We start from the raw sequence: 16,491 nt of genomic DNA, 5'->3' as shown, positions 1-16,491 counted from the left end.
GTGTGTCGTGGCGTTCGATCAGGCGGATTTGAAGCGCGCCATCAGTTCGGCGCGAGCCGGGCTGGTCAGCGTTGCAGCCGCGCCGAACTCCAGCGGGCTCAGGTGCTCGGCGGCCGGATACATGATCGGGTCGTTGAGCATCTCCTTGGGCAGCAGGGCGTCGACGCGCTTGTCGCCGCTCGGGTAGCCGTGGCTCAGGACTTCCAGCTTGTTGTGCTGCGGGTCGAGCAGGTAATTGATGAAGGCGTAGGACGCATCCTTGTGCTCGGCGCTTTTCGGGATCGCGAAGAAGTCGCTCCACAGCTCGCCACCTTCGCTGCCCAGCGCGTAGACCATCGACGGAATGTCGCGATGCAGTTGCGAGGCATCGCCGGTCCAGGACATCGCCAGAATCGCGTCTCCGCTGCGCATCGACGGCTGGATGTCGGAGTTGATGGCGAACAGGTGCGGCTTGACCTCGATCAGCAGTTTTTCGGCGTCGGCCAGCTCTTTCGGGTCCAGCGAGTTGAAGCTGTAGCCGAAGGATTTCAGCGCGTTGCCGATGGCGGTCAGTTGGTAGTCGTGAACCATGGCGCGGCCATCGGCCTGGTCCTTGGCGACCGCCCAGAACTCTTTCCACGACGCCGGTTTCGCCTTGAGCTTGGCGCTGTCATAGGCCATGCCGGTGGTGCCCCAGTTTTTCGGCACGGCGTAGACCTTGCCATCGACCGTGCCCTGGGCCATGAATTTTTCCTGGAAGGCTGCGGCGTCGAAGTTGGGAATGCGCGACAGGTCCAGCGGTTCGATCAGGCCCAGCTTTACGTAGGTGCTGATGGTGTAGTTGGTCGGCACCAGCACGTCCCAGCCGCTGCCACCTGCCTGCAGCTTGGCGAGCATCTCCTCGTTGGAGCCGAACACGCTCATGGACACCCGCGCGCCGGTGGTCTTGGCGAAGTTATCGAGGTTGTCCTGGCTGTGGTAGTTCGGCCAGGTGGCCAGGCCCAGACGGTCGCCGATGTTCTGTTCGGCGCCAAACGCGCTGGCGCTGGAGCTGCCGGCCAGCAGGCCCGGCATGTTGGTGGCGACCACCGCCGCCGCGATGCCCAAGCCGGTGCGGCCAAGGAAGTCGCGGCGGGTGATCGAGCCGTTCTGCCAGCTGCGCATCGTCTTGATAAAGGTTTTCTGGTCCATGGCATTCTCCCCGTTTGTTAAATGGTGTGAAGCGCGTTGTCCGTTACAAGGCCATCGCCAGGCCGCTGGCGTTGTTCCAGCCCACCTGCACTGCCGCGCCGTGCTCGAAACCTGTTGTGTCGAATCCGCCTTGTGCGCCTGAACCGTGCTGGCGCGGCACCCGCACGCAGACGATGCCGAAGGGCTGGGTGCGAACCCGGTATTCAGTGATGTTGCCCAGATAAATGCGGTCCTCGACGCAGCCTTCCAGCGTCACGTCGCGACCTTGCAGGCTGCCGCGGGCGGCGATGTCGATCAGCTCCGGGCGCACCGCGATGCAGCCTTCGGTGTTGGCGCTCAGGGCCGCGCCGTTGGGCGTCAGCGGGCTGCTCAACTCGATGCCTTGCTCGGTCCGCAGCAAGGCCGAATTGCCCTGCACCTGGCGCACCGTGCCGTTGAACAGGTTGGATTCGCCGATGAAGTCGGCCACGTAGCGGGTGGCGGGGGCTTCATAGAGTTGTTCGGGGGAGGCGGTCTGGATGATCGAGCCGCTGTGCATCACGCTGATGCTGTCGCTCATCGACAGGGCTTCTTCCTGATCGTGGGTGACCAGCACGAAAGTGATGCCGACCTCCCGTTGCAGGCGCAGCAGCTCGGACTGCATCTCCTTGCGCAGCTTGCGATCCAGCGCTGCCAGCGGTTCGTCGAGCAGCAGCACGGTGGGCTTGTTCACCAGCGCACGGGCCAGGGCCACACGCTGTTGCTGGCCGCCTGAAAGCTCGCTCGGCTTGCGATGGCCCAGGCCCGACAGACGCACCATTTCCAGCGCTTCGTCGGCGCGGCGCTGCTGTTCTTTCTTGTCCGGGCGCGGCGTGAGGTAACGCAGGCCGTAGGCGATGTTCTGCGAGACGGTCATGTGCGGGAACAGCGCGTAGTGCTGGAACACCATGTTCACCGGACGCTGATAGGCCGGCACACCCGCCACGTTCTTGCCCGCCAGCCGCACTTCGCCAAGCGTCGGCTGATCGAAGCCTGCGATCATGCGCAGGGTGGTGGTCTTGCCGCAGCCCGAGCCGCCGAGAAAAGAGTGAAAGGTGCCGCGCTTGACCTGAAAACTCAGGTTATTCACGGCCTTTAGATTGCCGTAGTGCTTCTCGACGTTGCAGAACTCGATATCGTTTTCATGGCGACTGTCGTTCATCAGAGGCTCTCGCATTCCAGTGCAGGGTTCGCTGCGATGGAGGCCAAACTAACAATCGCGGTTTCGGGCTGTATATATCCCTTGGGGGATAGAGGCGGCGTACCCTTACCTGTAGGAGTGAGCTTGCTCGCGATTGGGATCTATCTGTAACGCCTGAGGTGACTGACCCTGCGCGATCGCGAGCAAGCTCACTCCTACAGGTCAGCGGTGTTCAGGCAGTGGCGGCGATATCCGGCCCGGTCAGCTCGCGAATGAACAACCCCAACAGCTCCGCCTGGCTGCCAATGCCAAGCTTGGCGTAGATGTTCTTGCGATGGATCTTCACCGTGCCAGGACTGATCACCAGTTGCTCGGCCACCGACGCACTGGAGTGGCCGCGCAACAGCAAACGCACGATCTCCTGCTCCCGCCCGGTAAGAATGTGATCGCCAAAGTGATCGAAAGCCGCGTGAACCTTGTAGTCCAGATCCTGTGGCGAGCGAGGCTGGCGCGCCCGATGCTGCCCCCAGGCCTCGGTGATGACTTGCTCGACAATCGGCTGCGCGCATTCCATCAATTGCAGTTCGTCCCGGCTGAACGCCGAGCTGGCCGTGGCGCGCATCAGCGACAACACCGCCATGGCGTCACCGCCCAGATCGACGAAAAACGCCACTTCCTCGGCCAGCCCGGTCTGCTGGTAATACGCCAGGTAATACTCGCTGAGGTAGAAATGGTCCGGCGCGAACTGGCGCAAACGCCACAGCCCCGGTGGCTGCCTGCGGGTGCAGGCGAGGTAGAAGGGGTCAAGCAGGTAAGGGCCGCACTGGTAATCGTCGACGTAGATCTTGCGCTTGTCCGGCGCAAACGTGTCGAACAGCGCCAGGGGGCGATGGTTGCCCTCGTAGATGAACAACACGAAGTGATCGACTGGAGCGATCTGTTTCAGCCAGTGGCTCAAGCCGCCCAGACGCGCAGCGCCTCCCGACAGGTCGAGAAGATGAGCGATGCCGCTGGTCCAGTGTTTCAGTTCCTTTGGGCGCATGGGGCGTTCGACGACAGATCCATGGATGAGCACTTCAACACAGGATGCAGGATGTGCGCCACTGCACAGTTCGCGGCTTGCAGTGAGGCAGAGCGGGGCCTGACCGGTTAAGGTGAGGTTTCGGACTGTGTCGGGCTGCACCGTTTTCAGGCACAAGATGTCACCGGTCGCCACGCAGTAACGTTTCACCGCCGATTCAGGCCTGCTCTATTAGCAGGCCCGATGCCATTATTGTTTTTGACGGGCGTTTTCGAGCATCGTCTGTTTCAATGCTGGCTGTTCGCTTTATGAACAGAGGATTTGGACATGCAGATTTCACTGAACAACACGCTGTATCCGGGCCTGAGTGCAATTCAGGTCGGGCAGAACCGTGTCGATCAGGCCGCCACCCAGTTGGCCAGCCCGGCCACGGAAGTGTCAGGTCGCAGCCAGTCTTCGGATTTCCAGCTTGAGCGCTTGCGCTCGGTGGATCGCCCGCAGCGTTCGGACATGGCGACCAACGTCGTGGAGCTGACCCAGGGCAAGATTCAGGTCCAGGCGGGCGTCAAGGTCGAGAAGGCCAGCGACGAAATGCTCGGCACCTTGATCGATACCTACGCCTGATCATCCGATTTCCCTCGCGACACCTCTGTTGAACGTGCGCTGTGGCGCACGTCATATCCTGCAACACCCTTCCTGAATAACGCCCTATCACGCGACCGAATCGCGGCCTTCCCGCGCCCGTTCCAGACGCTTCACTCAACTAGACTCAACCTGGCTGCCCGTTGCTTTTTTTCGAGCTGGCGGGCATGCAGCTGGATGACGTTTTGTGTGCCCCGGATGAAAGGTTCACGACGCACCCTTGACAAGGTTTGGGCGTAAACGTATGTTTCAAACACCTGTTTGACCCTCGGACAAAATCAAATCTCGAGGGCCGGGGCGAGCCCCCCACAGTGACCGGACGGTCATCCAATTCCAGGATTCATCAGCAGAGGTTTATCGCTATGCCGGACTACAAGGCCCCCTTGCGTGATATTCGCTTCGTTCGTGACGAACTGCTCGGCTACGAAGCGCACTATCAGAGTCTGCCAGCTTGCCAGGACGCCACGCCTGACATGGTCGACGCCATTCTCGAGGAAGGCGCCAAGTTCTGTGAGCAGGTGCTGGCCCCGCTGAACCGCGTCGGTGACACCGAAGGCTGCACCTGGAGCGAGTCCGGCGTCAAAACCCCGACCGGCTTCAAGGAAGCCTACAAACAGTTCGTCGAAGGCGGCTGGCCAAGCCTGGCCCACGACGTCGCCCATGGCGGTCAGGGCCTGCCTGAGTCGCTGGGTCTGGCGGTCAGCGAAATGGTCGGCGAAGCCAACTGGTCGTGGGGCATGTACCCGGGCCTGTCCCATGGCGCGATGAACACCATCTCCGAGCACGGCACCCCTGAGCAGCAAGAGGCCTATCTGACCAAACTGGTGTCGGGTGAGTGGACCGGCACCATGTGCCTGACCGAGCCTCACTGCGGTACGGACCTGGGCATGCTGCGCACCAAGGCCGAGCCTCAGGCTGATGGCTCGTACAAGGTTTCCGGCACCAAGATCTTCATTTCCGCTGGCGAACACGACATGGCCGATAACATCGTCCACATCGTGCTGGCCCGCCTGCCCGATGCGCCTGCGGGCACCAAAGGTATCTCGCTGTTCATCGTTCCGAAATTCCTGCCGGCGGCCGATGGCAGCGCGGGTGAGCGCAACGCAGTGAGCTGCGGTTCGCTGGAACACAAGATGGGCATCCACGGCAACGCCACTTGCGTGATGAACTTCGACAGCGCCACTGGCTTCCTGATCGGCCCGCCGAACAAGGGCCTGAACTGCATGTTCACCTTCATGAACACCGCACGCCTGGGCACCGCGCTGCAAGGCCTGGCCCACGCCGAGATCGGCTTCCAGGGTGGTCTGAAATACGCTCGCGAGCGTCTGCAGATGCGCTCTCTGACTGGCCCGAAAGCGCCGGACAAAGCCGCTGACCCGATCATCGTTCACCCGGACGTGCGTCGCATGCTGCTGACCATGAAGGCCTTCGCCGAGGGTACTCGTGCGATGGTGTACTTCACCGCCAAGCAGGTCGATATCGTCAAGTACAGCGAAGACGCCGAAGCCAAGAAGCAAGCCGATGGCCTGCTGGCGTTCATGACCCCGATCGCCAAGGCTTTCATGACCGAAGTCGGTTTCGAGTCCGCCAACCACGGCGTGCAGATCTACGGCGGCCACGGCTTCATCGCCGAGTGGGGCATGGAGCAGAACGTTCGCGACAGCCGCATCTCGATGCTGTACGAAGGCACCACCGGCGTTCAGGCGCTGGACCTGCTGGGCCGTAAAGTGCTGATGACTCAAGGCGAAGCGCTCAAGGGCTTCACCAAGATCGTGCACAAGTTCTGCCAGGCGCAGGAAGGCAATGAAGCGGTCAGCGAGTTCGTTGCACCCTTGGCTGCACTGAACAAGGAGTGGGGCGAACTGACCATGAAGGTCGGCATGGCTGCCATGAAGGATCGTGAAGAAGTGGGTGCCGCCTCGGTGGATTACCTGATGTTCTCGGGTTACGCCTGCCTGGCTTACTTCTGGGCTGACATGGCGCGCCTGGCTGCCGAGAAACTGGCCGCCGGTACCACCGAAGAAGCCTTCTACACCGCCAAGCTGCAGACCGCGCGCTTCTACTTCCAGCGCATCCTGCCACGCACCCGCACCCACGTTGCGGCCATGCTGTCGGGTGCCAATAACCTGATGGACATGAACGAAGAGCACTTCGGCCTGGCTTACTAAGCCACCGCCGGCTTTTACCTCAAGGCCGCCAGTCCTCCGGGACCGGCGGCTTTTTTGTGCCCGCAAGATCGCTCCCGCCGGCAAGCCGTGCTGCTACGGATTCGGGGTGGTCCCGATCTTGTGAACGACCGGATTCCCCGTAGCAGCACGGCTTGCCGGCGGGTCGCCCTCGAGCCTGCCTCCGATGCCGTGATCGACACCTCCCGCTGTAGGAGCGCGCTTGCCCGCGACTGCGGTGTGCCAGCCACCACAATGTTTGATGACACACCGCGATCGCGGGCAAGCGCGCTCCTACAGATGAGGCTGGAACGCAAAAAAACAGTGACCCAAATCACAATTTCTCCTCATCAAATCTGCCGGGCGGCCGATACAGGCACAATGCCATTTGATTTGAACTCGCTTCACACGGGTAGGAGATAGTCCTCTTGCAGCGCCCATCCGCCGCACGTCTCAGCCATTTTTTACCGTCATTGGGGTTGCTGCTCGCCGGCCTCGCGGCTGCCTACGTGAAAGACCTGAACGTGTTCTTCACCTCGCTCTTCAACGTACTGCCCACCCTGGTGCTTCTGCTCGGCGGTGCGTACTGCGGCGTGTACAAACGCCAGCGCGAACTGTTCCTGATGATTACGGTGTACGTCGCCTACTTTTTGCTCGACACCCAGACCGATTTCTACCGCGACAACGGCAAGGTGCGTGAAGACGCCGCCGTGATCTTCCACCTCTGTTGCCTGTTGCTGCCGGTGATGTACGCGCTGTATGCGGCCTGGGAAGAACGCACCCATCTGTTCCAGGATCTGGTGGCGCGCCTGGCGGTATTCGTCGCCGTTGGCAGCGTGGCTCTGGGCCTTGAGCAGAGCTTCCCGGAAAGCCTGCTGGCGTGGCTCGCCGATATCCGCTGGCCAGCGCTGCATGGCGAGTGGATGAGCCTGATCCAGTTGTCCTACGCGACCTTCATGATTGCCTTCGGTGTGCTGATCTTCCAGTACGTGCGCAAGCCGCGTCCGCTGCATGCCGCGCAACTGGTGGGCTTGCTCGGGTTGTTCTGGGCATTGCCCAAGACCTTCATCCTGCCGTTCACCCTGAACATCATGTGCAGCCAGGTGATGTTGATGCTCGCTTCGGCGGTGGCTCACGAGGCCTACCAGATGGCCTTCCGCGATGAGCTGACCGGCCTGCCTGGGCGCCGCGCGCTCAACGAGCGGATGCAGCGTCTGGGTCGCAACTATGTGCTGGCGATGAGCGACGTCGACCACTTCAAGAAATTCAACGACACCCACGGCCATGACGTCGGCGACCAGGTGCTGCGGCTGGTGGCCAGCAAGCTGTCGAAGATCACCAACGGCGGCGGGCGCGCCTACCGCTACGGCGGTGAGGAATTCGCCATCGTATTCGCGGGCAAGACGCTGGAAGAGTGCATGCCGCACCTGGAAGCGATTCGCGAAACCATTGCGGTGTACGCGATCCATCTGCGCAACCAGGAGAACCGCCCGCAGGATGACCAGCAAGGCCGTCAGCGCCGCGCCGGGTCCCAGGCCTCGACCGTGTCGGTCACCGTAAGCATGGGCGTGGCCGAGCGTCAGCCCGAACACCGCAACCCCGAAGAAGTGCTCAAGGCTGCCGACCAGGCGCTCTATGCCGCCAAAGGCGCAGGCCGCAACTGCGTGGTCGCCCACGGCCAGACCAACAAGCGCGGCGCCGTGCGAATGGCTGCCGCCAGCTGATTTTCCACCGCTGCTCATCCTCAGGTCTTTGCCTCAAAGTGAAGACCTGCCGGGATCTGCTTATAGCTTGCAGCTTGTGACTTAAAACTGCTTTTTGGTCATGACTTGACCCTATGTGTCGCAAATGGTGTTCCTGTACACTCGGGATCAACTGACACATTGACGTCGCAAGATGAGCGCGATGTCTTTTCCCGGGTTATCTGCTGCTGTTTGCGAGGTTTGCCATGGCTGACTACAAAGCGCCGCTGCGCGATATGCGCTTCGTCCTCAATGAAGTGTTCGACATCTCCTCCCTCTGGGCCACGCTGCCTGAATTGGCCGAGGTGGTGGATGCCGAAACCGTCGAGGCCATTCTCGAGGAAGCGGGCAAGGTCACCAGCAAGTCCGTCGCGCCCCTGAGCCGCGCCGCCGATGAAGAAGGCTGCCACTGGAAAGACACCGCGGTGACCACGCCGGCCGGTTTCGTCCAGGCCTACAAGACCTATGCTGAAGGCGGCTGGGTCGGTGTGGGCGGCAATCCCGAGTTCGGTGGCATGGGCATGCCCAAGGCCGTTTCGGCGCAGGTCGAGGAGATGGTCAACTCGTCGAGCCTGGCTTTCGGCCTGTACCCGATGCTGACCTCCGGCGCCTGCGTGTCGATCAACACCCATGCCAGCGAAGCGCTCAAAAGCAAGTTCCTGCCCAACATGTATGCCGGCATCTGGGCCGGTTCCATGTGCCTGACCGAAGCCCACGCCGGCACGGACCTGGGCATCATCCGCACCAAGGCCGAGCCGCAGACCGACGGCGCCTACAAGATCAGCGGCACCAAGATTTTCATCACCGGCGGCGAGCACGACCTCACCGAAAACATCATCCACCTGGTGCTGGCAAAACTGCCGGACGCGCCGGCGGGCCCGAAAGGTATTTCGCTGTTCCTGGTGCCGAAATTCCTGGTCAATGACGACGGCAGCGTGGGCGCGCGCAACACCGTCTCCTGCGGCTCCATCGAACACAAGATGGGCATCCAGGCCTCTGCCACCTGCGTGATGAACTTCGATCAGGCAGAAGGCTACCTGATCGGCGAGCCGAACAAGGGCCTGGCGGCGATGTTCACCATGATGAACTACGAGCGTCTGGGCGTCGGCATTCAGGGCCTGGCCTCGGGCGAGCGTTCGTACCAGAACGCCATCGAATACGCCCGCGACCGTCTGCAAAGCCGTGCGCCTACCGGTGCCCAGTCCAAAGACACCATCGCCGACCCGATCATCGTACATCCCGACGTGCGCCGTATGCTGCTGACCATGAAGGCGCTGAACGAAGGCGGCCGTGCGTTCTCGACCTACGTGGCGATGCAACTCGACACCGCCAAGTACAGCGATGACGCCGATACCCGTCAGCGCGCCGATTCGCTGGTGGCGCTGCTGACGCCGGTGGCCAAGGCGTTCTTGACCGATGTCGGGCTGGAAACCACCGTTCACGGCCAGCAGGTGTTCGGCGGCCACGGCTACATTCGTGAATGGGGCCAGGAGCAACTGGTGCGCGATGTGCGCATTACCCAGATCTACGAAGGCACCAACGGCATCCAGGCGCTGGATCTGATGGGGCGCAAGGTCGTCGCCAGCGGCGGGGCTTTCTACAGATTGTTCAGTGACGAAGTGCGTCAGTTCATCGATGCATCCGACGCGAATCTGGGTGAATTCACCAAGCCGTTGGGCACCGCTCTCACCACCCTCGATGAATTGACCGACTGGGTTCTGGACCGTGCGCGCAGCAATCCGAACGAGATCGGCGCTGCTTCTGTCGAGTATCTGCACGTGTTCGGTTATGTGGCTTACGCCTACATGTGGGCGATGTCGGCAAAAGCTGCGTTGGGCAAAGAGGCGCAGGAAGATTTCTACGCCAGCAAGATGGGCACCGCACGTTTCTACTTCGCGCGTCTTTTGCCGCGAATTCAATCGCTTGCAGCGTCGGTGAAAGCAGGCAGCGAATCCCTGTACCTGCTTGACGCAGCGCAGTTCTGAGTCGGTCGCGCTCGTGTAAGCATTTGCTTACACGACGTGCTGGCATTTAGCTCTATCGCGGAATCGGATCCAAGTTTAATCTACATACATGGACGTCGCGCAGGATGCGCAAACAGACAACATGGACACGTAGGGAATACCTGCCAGGACGGCGGGACGAAAGGGAAGTCACAGGGAAACAGTCTGGAAAACCTCGCTTAGGCGGGGTTTTCTTTTATCTGCGCCCTGCAAATCCTCGCCTCTGCTCACGTCCCTGCAAACGGTGGGGGTTTGGGATTCTCCACCTCATCGAGCACCGACTTGAGCAACTCCAGAGTCGCCTGCTGTCTTTGTGCATCCCGATACACCAGGCCAATCTGCAGCGGCACCCGCGGTTCGCTCAACGGCTTCCACAACAGCTCGACATCTTCCTGAATATTCTGCGCCCGCCCGGGCAACACCGTCGCAAGCTTCATGTGGGTGAGGCTGTCGAGAATGCCCGCCATGTTGTTCAGCTCGGCCTGCACATGGGGGCGGCGACCGAGGTTGGCCAGCTGGCTCTGCCAGATCTGCCGCACCTGAAACTCTTCGCCCAGCAACAGCATCGGCATCTCCGCCGCCTGGCTCATCGACACCTTCTTGAATTCACGCAGCGGATGACTGGCCGGGATGACCAGCTTGAGTTCGTCTTCGTACAGCAGCATGCCGTGCAAACCCGGCTGACGCGGCGGCAGGTAACTGATGCCGATGTCGAGCGAGCCGTTGAGCAGGCGGCGCTCGATCTCCATCGCGCTCAATTCATAGATCTGCACCACCAGATGCGGCTGGGCCTTGCGCACGTGTTCGAGCATCTGTGGCACCAGACTTGAATGCACGGTCTGCATCACCCCGATGGCCAGGGTGCGCTGCGACTGACCCTTGAAGTTGCGCAGCGCATCCCGCGCCCGCTGCATGCCTTCGAGCAGCGGCACCGCGTGGTTGTAGAGGGTGTGCGCGGCCAGCGTCGGCAGCAGGCGTTTGCTGCTGCGTTCGAAGAGGCTGACGTCAAGGCTGTGTTCAAGCAGGCGGATCTGCTGGGAGAGTGCAGGCTGAGAGAGCGAAAGGCGCTCGGCAGCGCGTCCTACATGGCCTTCTTCATAGACCGCGACGAAATAACGCAGTTGGCGGAAATCCATAAGCAATACTTATCGAAATGGCTGGAAAATCGAAATGGTCGTTTCGGCTGATGGCCCTTAGTCTACGCGCAACTCACGAGGGTTACAGAGCGATAACACGCGATGACAAGTGCTGGTGCCAAGGGTGTTTACATAGGTAAAGCGAAAAATCCGGATCAGGGTTTGGGTCACTCGCTTCTATCGCCTCTGCAGCGTCTGCGCCTTCGCACCGGCTGTGACGAAGCCGGCCTGTTCGCCAGTGAATCCGACGCTTGTGCGGGAGCGATGACGCTGGCCCGCAAATGGGGTGAGCGGCATCGGCGCGGCAAGTGTGGCGTGGTCCTCGCCAGCGGCGGACGCTTCGACGGGCTGATCGAGTCGATGGTTTCGGACTGTTTTAAGGTGCCGTTCAATGACCTGGCTGCGGTGGATGCGGCTGTCGATTCCGCCACTGTTGCCATCGTGCTTGAGCCGTTCCAGGGGCAGAGCGTCGTGACACCTGCCTTTCAGGCTTATGTGCAAGGTGTGGCCACGCTGTGCCACGAGCTGAACATCCTGCTGATTCTCAATGATGCCCGTGGCTCGACCGGGCAGCAGGGCGGGTTGCTGTGCGAAGAGGCCTATGGCATCAGCGCCGATATCGTGGTGCTGGGCGACCATTCCAATTGCAGCCCCCGCAGCGCGGCGTTGCTGGTGCGCGGCCATGCCTGCACGGCTGATCTCGACAGGTTGCCAGGCTTTGTGCCGGAGCCGGTTTCCCACCATGCGCCAAGGCCCGCGCCCAGACCTCAACCCAAGGCAGCGCCGTATATCCAGGCTTTGCACGGCCTGTTTGCATAACCGAATACCGTCTTGCGTTTTGTACGCCTCGCCCCGCACCGGATCTCTGGGAGCGGGGCGCTTTTTTTCCGGGGTGATGGCTTGATGACATGCGATGTTGAACCCCGCCAACGCGCCAGGGTCGATTAGCTGTGTGGGCCATACAGGCCTCTTATCGATCAGGAGCTTCACCCATGGACATCATTCGCATCATCGTCGCCATCCTGCTGCCACCCCTGGGCGTGTTCCTGCAAGTCGGATTCGGCGGTGCGTTCTGGCTGAATATTCTGCTGACGCTGCTGGGTTATTTCCCGGGGATCATCCACGCGGTCTACATCATTGCCAGCCGTAAGTAAGAGCGTCGCCTGGATTTCCCTGTCTTCATCCGGCTTGCCAGCGATTGCGATTTTAAATCCGCCACGCCGGCAAGCCGGACTGCTACGGGGTGAGAGGTGATCATTCAGAGATTTTCGGCGAACGCTTCGTAGCAGCACGGCTTGCCGGCGGGAGCGATCTTGAATCCGCCACGCCGGCAAGCCGGACTGCTACGGTCCGGGTTTCTCAGCTGTCGATCACCTTGCGATAAAACGCCCATTCGCTTTCCAGCGCATGGGCAAGGTTCTCGGCCTTGCGGAAACCGTGGCGTTCTTCAGGGTAAAAGTGGCCTTCTGACGGAATGCCCCGTTCCCTCAGCGCGTCGAGCATGTCGCGGGTCTGGGCGGGGACCACCACCGCGTCCAGCTCGCCCTGAAAGAAGATCACCGGCACCTTGATTCTGTCAGCATGTAACAGCGGCGTGCGTTCTTTGTAGCGCGCCATGTCGATGTCCGGATCGCCGATCAGCCAGTCCAGATAATCCGCCTCGAACTTGTGGGTCGCTTCGGCCAGAGCCAGCGGATCGCTCACGCCATACAGGCTGGCACCTGCACGAAACACATCCTTGAACGCCAGCGCACAGAGCGTCGTGTATCCACCCGCGCTGCTGCCACGGATAAAGGCCTTGTTCGGGTCGATCAGCCCGCGTTCGGCTAGATGCCCGACCACGGCGCAGGCGTCTTCGACGTCCACCGCGCCCCACTCCAGAAACAGCGCCTGCCGATACGCCCGGCCGTAACCGGTGCTGCCGCGATAGTTGAGGTCGGCCACGGCAAACCCGCGCTGGGTCCAGAACTGGATGCGCGGGTCCAGCACCGGGTAGCAGGCTGAGGTCGGCCCGCCATGGACGAACACCACCAGTGGCGGTTTCGCGTCGCCGTTCATGACCGGATAGAAGTAGCCGTGTGCCTCGCCCGAGCCGCTTGGATAGCGCAGGGTCTGCGGGCGGCTGATACGCTCGGCGGGCAGGGGCGTGACACCGCCTGCCAGCAACTGGACGGTTTTGTCCTGTCGATTGATGGCGATCACGGCCGCAAGGCTGACTGCCGACGCAGCGATGCAGTAGATGTACTGGTCATCCATCGCCAGGCTACGAAAACGGCTGTAATCGCTGCTGAAATCGTCCACCGAGCCGTCAGTCCTGTGCAGGCCAAGCACACCAACGCCATTCTCCGACCAAGTGGCCAGGTAACCATTATCACCAGTCGGCAGCCAGCTCGAAGCGCCCATCTGCCAAGGAGCGCCCGCGTGATCGGCCTTGGCGGCGGGCAGGGCCTTGAAGCCGTCCAGTGTCTCGACCCAAGGCTGCCAGAACCCGCCCCGGTCGGTAATGCAATACAGCGTGCCTTGCTCGTCGAAACGCGGTTGCTGCAACGCTTCGAGCCCCAGCCCGCCCGCCAGGCAGTGCGCGCGTCCCCACGTACCATCAGCCAGACGCTCGACACTCAACAGCCGCGTCGAAGTCCAGGGCTGGTGCGGGCGCCACCACTCGATCCACACCAGCCGCTCGCCATCGGGGCTCAGGGTGGGTGCCGCATAAAAGTCCGCGCCCTCGGCCAGTACTTCACGCCTGCCATCTGCCAGGTCAATGCTCACCAGACGGTGCGTGTCCTGATCCTCTTCCACGGCGAACACCTGGCCACGGGCAACGCTCAGGTCGGCAAAGCGTCTGTCACCCTGGGTCAGTGGCTGCGGGGTGATGGAGTCAAACGGCTGGAGGTAGAGCTGCTGGTCGGCCTCGTTCACGAACACCAGCGCGTCGTCAGTCAGGCAGAACGACCCGCCGCCGTACTCGTAGACCCGGGTGCGGACGCTGAAACCTTCGGGCGTCAGGCAGGCGGTGAGGCCGTTGCTCCAGCGCCAGATGCGCGAGGCCGCATCCTGCGGGCGAAATTCGATCCAGAAGAGGCCGGCGGCGCTGACGCTCAGCTCGGAGAAATCGACGCCTGCCGCCACAGCCTGGGCGGCAGAGAACAGATCAGGATTTGGCGATGAGCCGTGAGTTTCGTTCATTGCGAAAAGCCAGTTGCTCGATGGTCTGGCTAGCATACTCGGCTTCGTCGCGGGCTTGGGTGATCAGCCCGTGGTGCTGTGATTTGCTGCACACAGGGTCTGCGTTGCTGGCATCGCCGGTGAGCATGAAGGCCTGGCAGCGACAGCCGCCGAAGTCTTTTTCCTTTTCATCGCAGGAGCGGCACGGCTCGGGCATCCATTCGTAACCGCGAAAGCGATTGAAGCCGAAAGAGTCATACCAGATGTGTTGCATGCTGTGATCACGCACATTGGGGAACTGGATCGGCATCTGCCGCGCGCCGTGGCAGGGCAGGGCGGTGCCATCCGGCGTGACGGTCAGGAACAGGTTGCCCCAGCCGTTCATGCAGGCTTTCGGGCGCTCTTCGTAGTAGTCGGGTGTGACGAAAATCAGCTTCACCGGATGATTCTCGGCGGCAAGCTTCTCCCGGTATTCGTTGGTGATGCGTTCAGCGCGCACCAGTTGATCCTTGGTCGGCAGCAGGCCAACGCGGTTCAGGTGCGCCCAGCCGTAGAACTGGCAGGTCGCCAATTCGACGAAGTCCGCCTCCAGCGCCACACACAGCTCGATGATCTTGTCGATGCGGTCGATATTGTGCCGGTGGGTCACGAAGTTGAGCACCATCGGATAGCCGTGTTTTTTCACTGCACGGGCCATTTCCAGCTTCTGGGCGAAGGCTTTTTTCGAGCCTGCGAGCATGTTGTTCACTTGCTCGTCGCTGGCCTGGAAGCTGATCTGGATGTGGTCCAGGCCGGCTTCCTTGAAATCGATGATTTTCTGCTCGGTCAGGCCAATGCCGGAGGTAATGAGGTTGGTGTAGAACCCCAGCCGCCGCGCTTCGGCGATCAATAGCGAGAGATCCTGGCGCACCAGCGGCTCACCGCCGGAAAAGCCGATTTGCGCCGCGCCCATTTGCCGGGCTTCGGCCATGACCTTGAACCACTGTTCGGTCGTCAGCTCCTGCCCTTGCCTGGCGAAGTCCAACGGGTTGGAGCAGTACGGACATTGCAGCGGGCAGCGGTAGGTCAATTCCGCGAGCAGCCACAGCGGCAGCCCGACCGGTGGCGTAGGCGGGATGTGCACCTTGGATTCGCCTGACACGGGGGCTTGGGTTGCAGCGTCAGGCAAGCTCGATCCAGTGTTCTGCACGCGCGACCTCCATGAATTGCTCGACATCGCTGCCAAGCTCGGGAACGCCGGGGAATTTTTCGTCCAGCAGGGCGATGATCGCACCGACGCTGCGTTTGCCGTCGATCAGGCCGCCAATTTCAGCAGCGCTCTCGTTGAGCTTGATCATGCCTTCCGGGTAGAGCAGCACATGGCCATTCTGCGCCGGTTCGAACTGGAAGCGGTAGCCACGGCGCCAAGTGGGGACGTGTTCGCGATTGAAGCTCATAGCTCGATACCTTTGTGCCAGACGCGCTGGTCAGTGACGCTGTGATAGGGCGGGCGGTTCAGCTCGTACGCCATGCTCATGGCATCGAGCATGCTCCACAAAATGTCGAGTTTGAACTGCAGAATTTCCAGCATGCGCTGCTGGCCTTCCCAGGTCGTGTAGTGCTGCAGCGTGATCGCCAGACCATGCTCCACGTCGCGTCGAGCCTGGCCCAGGCGGGTGCGGAAATATTCGTAGCCGGCCGGGTCGATCCACGGGTAATGCTGCGGCCAGCTGTCGAGGCGGGACTGGTGGATCTGCGGGGCGAACAGTTCGGTAAGGGAGCTGCTGGCCGCTTCCTGCCAGTTGGCGCGGCGAGCGAAATTCACATAGGCATCGACAGCGAATCTTACGCCTGGCAGTACCAGTTCCTGCGAGCGCAGTTGGTCCGGGTCCAGACCGACCGCCTGGCCCAGGCGCAACCAGGCTTCGATGCCGCCGTCTTCACCGGGGGCGCCGTCGTGGTCGAGCAGGCGCTGAATCCACTCGCGACGAATCTCGCGATCCGGACAGTTGGCCAGAATTGCCGCATCTTTCAGGGGAATGTTCACCTGGTAATAGAAGCGATTGGCGACCCAGCCCTGAATCTGCTCGCGACTGGCGCGGCCCTCATACATCGCCACGTGATACGGGTGATAGATGTGGTAATACGCGCCCTTGGCACGCAGGGCCTGTTCGAATTCGGCGGGGGACAGCGGCGTGTTTTCGCTCATGTCGTCACTCTTCCTGAAGAATTTCCGCAGATCCTGTGGGAGTGAGCTTGCTCACGAATGCGATCTGCCTGCGCCAAATGGGCTGGCTGACCTGACGCCT

14 protein-coding genes are annotated in these 16,491 nt (G+C 61.5%); 6 read left to right on the top strand and 8 right to left on the bottom strand.

Annotated features, from left to right (window positions below; all coding sequences use genetic code 11):
- Positions 1 to 18: 18 nt before the first annotated feature.
- The 3 genes from NPS29_RS06650 to NPS29_RS06640 all read right to left on the bottom strand — a co-directional run bounded on the left by NPS29_RS06650 (position 19) and on the right by NPS29_RS06640 (position 3,371).
- Positions 19 to 1,170, bottom strand: coding sequence for an ABC transporter substrate-binding protein (locus tag NPS29_RS06650; RefSeq protein ID WP_274131516.1), 1,152 nt, complete (start codon positions 1,168 to 1,170; stop codon positions 19 to 21).
- A 43-nt stretch (positions 1,171 to 1,213) separates the two neighbouring features.
- A complete protein-coding gene (locus NPS29_RS06645; RefSeq protein ID WP_274131514.1) occupies positions 1,214 to 2,350 on the bottom strand; it encodes an ABC transporter ATP-binding protein in 1,137 nt (378 codons plus the stop codon).
- Between the two features lie 211 nt (positions 2,351 to 2,561).
- Positions 2,562 to 3,371, bottom strand: coding sequence for a helix-turn-helix transcriptional regulator (locus tag NPS29_RS06640; RefSeq protein ID WP_274131512.1), 810 nt, complete (start codon positions 3,369 to 3,371; stop codon positions 2,562 to 2,564).
- A gap of 306 nt (positions 3,372 to 3,677) precedes the next feature.
- On the opposite strand from NPS29_RS06640, the gene NPS29_RS06635 reads away from it, so the two are divergent.
- From NPS29_RS06635 to NPS29_RS06620, 4 genes are all read left to right on the top strand, one after another.
- The gene (locus tag NPS29_RS06635) at positions 3,678 to 3,974 is read left to right on the top strand and encodes a pyrroloquinoline quinone biosynthesis protein PqqE (protein WP_274131510.1); all 297 of its coding nucleotides are present in this window, start codon (positions 3,678 to 3,680) and stop codon (positions 3,972 to 3,974) included.
- Positions 3,975 to 4,354: 380 nt separating this feature from the next.
- Positions 4,355 to 6,160: a phenylacyl-CoA dehydrogenase gene (locus tag NPS29_RS06630; protein WP_274131508.1), complete on the top strand. Its 1,806-nt coding sequence runs from the start codon at positions 4,355 to 4,357 to the stop codon at positions 6,158 to 6,160.
- Positions 6,161 to 6,585: 425 nt separating this feature from the next.
- On the top strand, positions 6,586 to 7,881 hold the full coding sequence (locus NPS29_RS06625; protein WP_274131506.1) for a GGDEF domain-containing protein: 1,296 nt from the start codon (positions 6,586 to 6,588) through the stop codon (positions 7,879 to 7,881).
- A gap of 224 nt (positions 7,882 to 8,105) precedes the next feature.
- Positions 8,106 to 9,884: an acyl-CoA dehydrogenase C-terminal domain-containing protein gene (locus tag NPS29_RS06620; RefSeq protein ID WP_274131504.1), complete on the top strand. Its 1,779-nt coding sequence runs from the start codon at positions 8,106 to 8,108 to the stop codon at positions 9,882 to 9,884.
- Between the two features lie 245 nt (positions 9,885 to 10,129).
- On the opposite strand, the gene NPS29_RS06615 is transcribed toward NPS29_RS06620, so the two are convergent.
- Positions 10,130 to 11,038 carry a LysR family transcriptional regulator gene (locus NPS29_RS06615; protein WP_274131502.1) on the bottom strand — a complete coding sequence of 303 codons (909 nt, stop codon included), beginning with the start codon at positions 11,036 to 11,038 and terminating at the stop codon, positions 10,130 to 10,132.
- 162 nt (positions 11,039 to 11,200) lie between these two features.
- Here NPS29_RS06615 and NPS29_RS06610 point away from each other — a divergent pair, with 162 nt between their 5' ends.
- Both NPS29_RS06610 and NPS29_RS06605 read left to right on the top strand, forming a co-directional pair.
- Entirely contained in the window at positions 11,201 to 11,857 is a 657-nt protein-coding gene (locus tag NPS29_RS06610; RefSeq protein WP_274131501.1) for an aminotransferase class III-fold pyridoxal phosphate-dependent enzyme, read from the top strand.
- 173 nt (positions 11,858 to 12,030) lie between these two features.
- Entirely contained in the window at positions 12,031 to 12,192 is a 162-nt protein-coding gene (locus NPS29_RS06605; RefSeq protein WP_274131500.1) for a YqaE/Pmp3 family membrane protein, read from the top strand.
- A gap of 205 nt (positions 12,193 to 12,397) precedes the next feature.
- Here the strand turns inward: NPS29_RS06605 and NPS29_RS06600 are convergent, their stop codons facing one another.
- Genes NPS29_RS06600 through pqqC form a run of 4 tightly spaced genes read right to left on the bottom strand, consistent with a single transcriptional unit; the run spans position 12,398 to position 16,391 of the window.
- Positions 12,398 to 14,224, bottom strand: a complete 1,827-nt coding sequence (locus NPS29_RS06600) for a S9 family peptidase (protein WP_274131498.1) — start codon at positions 14,222 to 14,224, stop codon at positions 12,398 to 12,400.
- The gene (gene pqqE / locus NPS29_RS06595) at positions 14,190 to 15,392 is read right to left on the bottom strand and encodes a pyrroloquinoline quinone biosynthesis protein PqqE (protein WP_274131496.1); all 1,203 of its coding nucleotides are present in this window, start codon (positions 15,390 to 15,392) and stop codon (positions 14,190 to 14,192) included. The genes NPS29_RS06600 and pqqE overlap by 35 nt, the downstream gene beginning before the upstream one ends.
- A complete protein-coding gene (gene pqqD / locus NPS29_RS06590; protein WP_274131494.1) occupies positions 15,364 to 15,639 on the bottom strand; it encodes a pyrroloquinoline quinone biosynthesis peptide chaperone PqqD in 276 nt (91 codons plus the stop codon). The genes pqqE and pqqD overlap by 29 nt, the downstream gene beginning before the upstream one ends.
- Positions 15,636 to 16,391 carry a pyrroloquinoline-quinone synthase PqqC gene (pqqC, locus tag NPS29_RS06585; RefSeq protein ID WP_274131492.1) on the bottom strand — a complete coding sequence of 252 codons (756 nt, stop codon included), beginning with the start codon at positions 16,389 to 16,391 and terminating at the stop codon, positions 15,636 to 15,638. The genes pqqD and pqqC overlap by 4 nt, the downstream gene beginning before the upstream one ends.
- Positions 16,392 to 16,491 lie beyond the last annotated feature (100 nt).

Origin of the sequence: Pseudomonas putida (genome assembly GCF_028682175.1) — a bacterium.
Classification (GTDB): domain Bacteria; phylum Pseudomonadota; class Gammaproteobacteria; order Pseudomonadales; family Pseudomonadaceae; genus Aquipseudomonas; species Aquipseudomonas putida_AD.
This window is presented reverse-complemented; position numbering and strand designations above follow the sequence as displayed.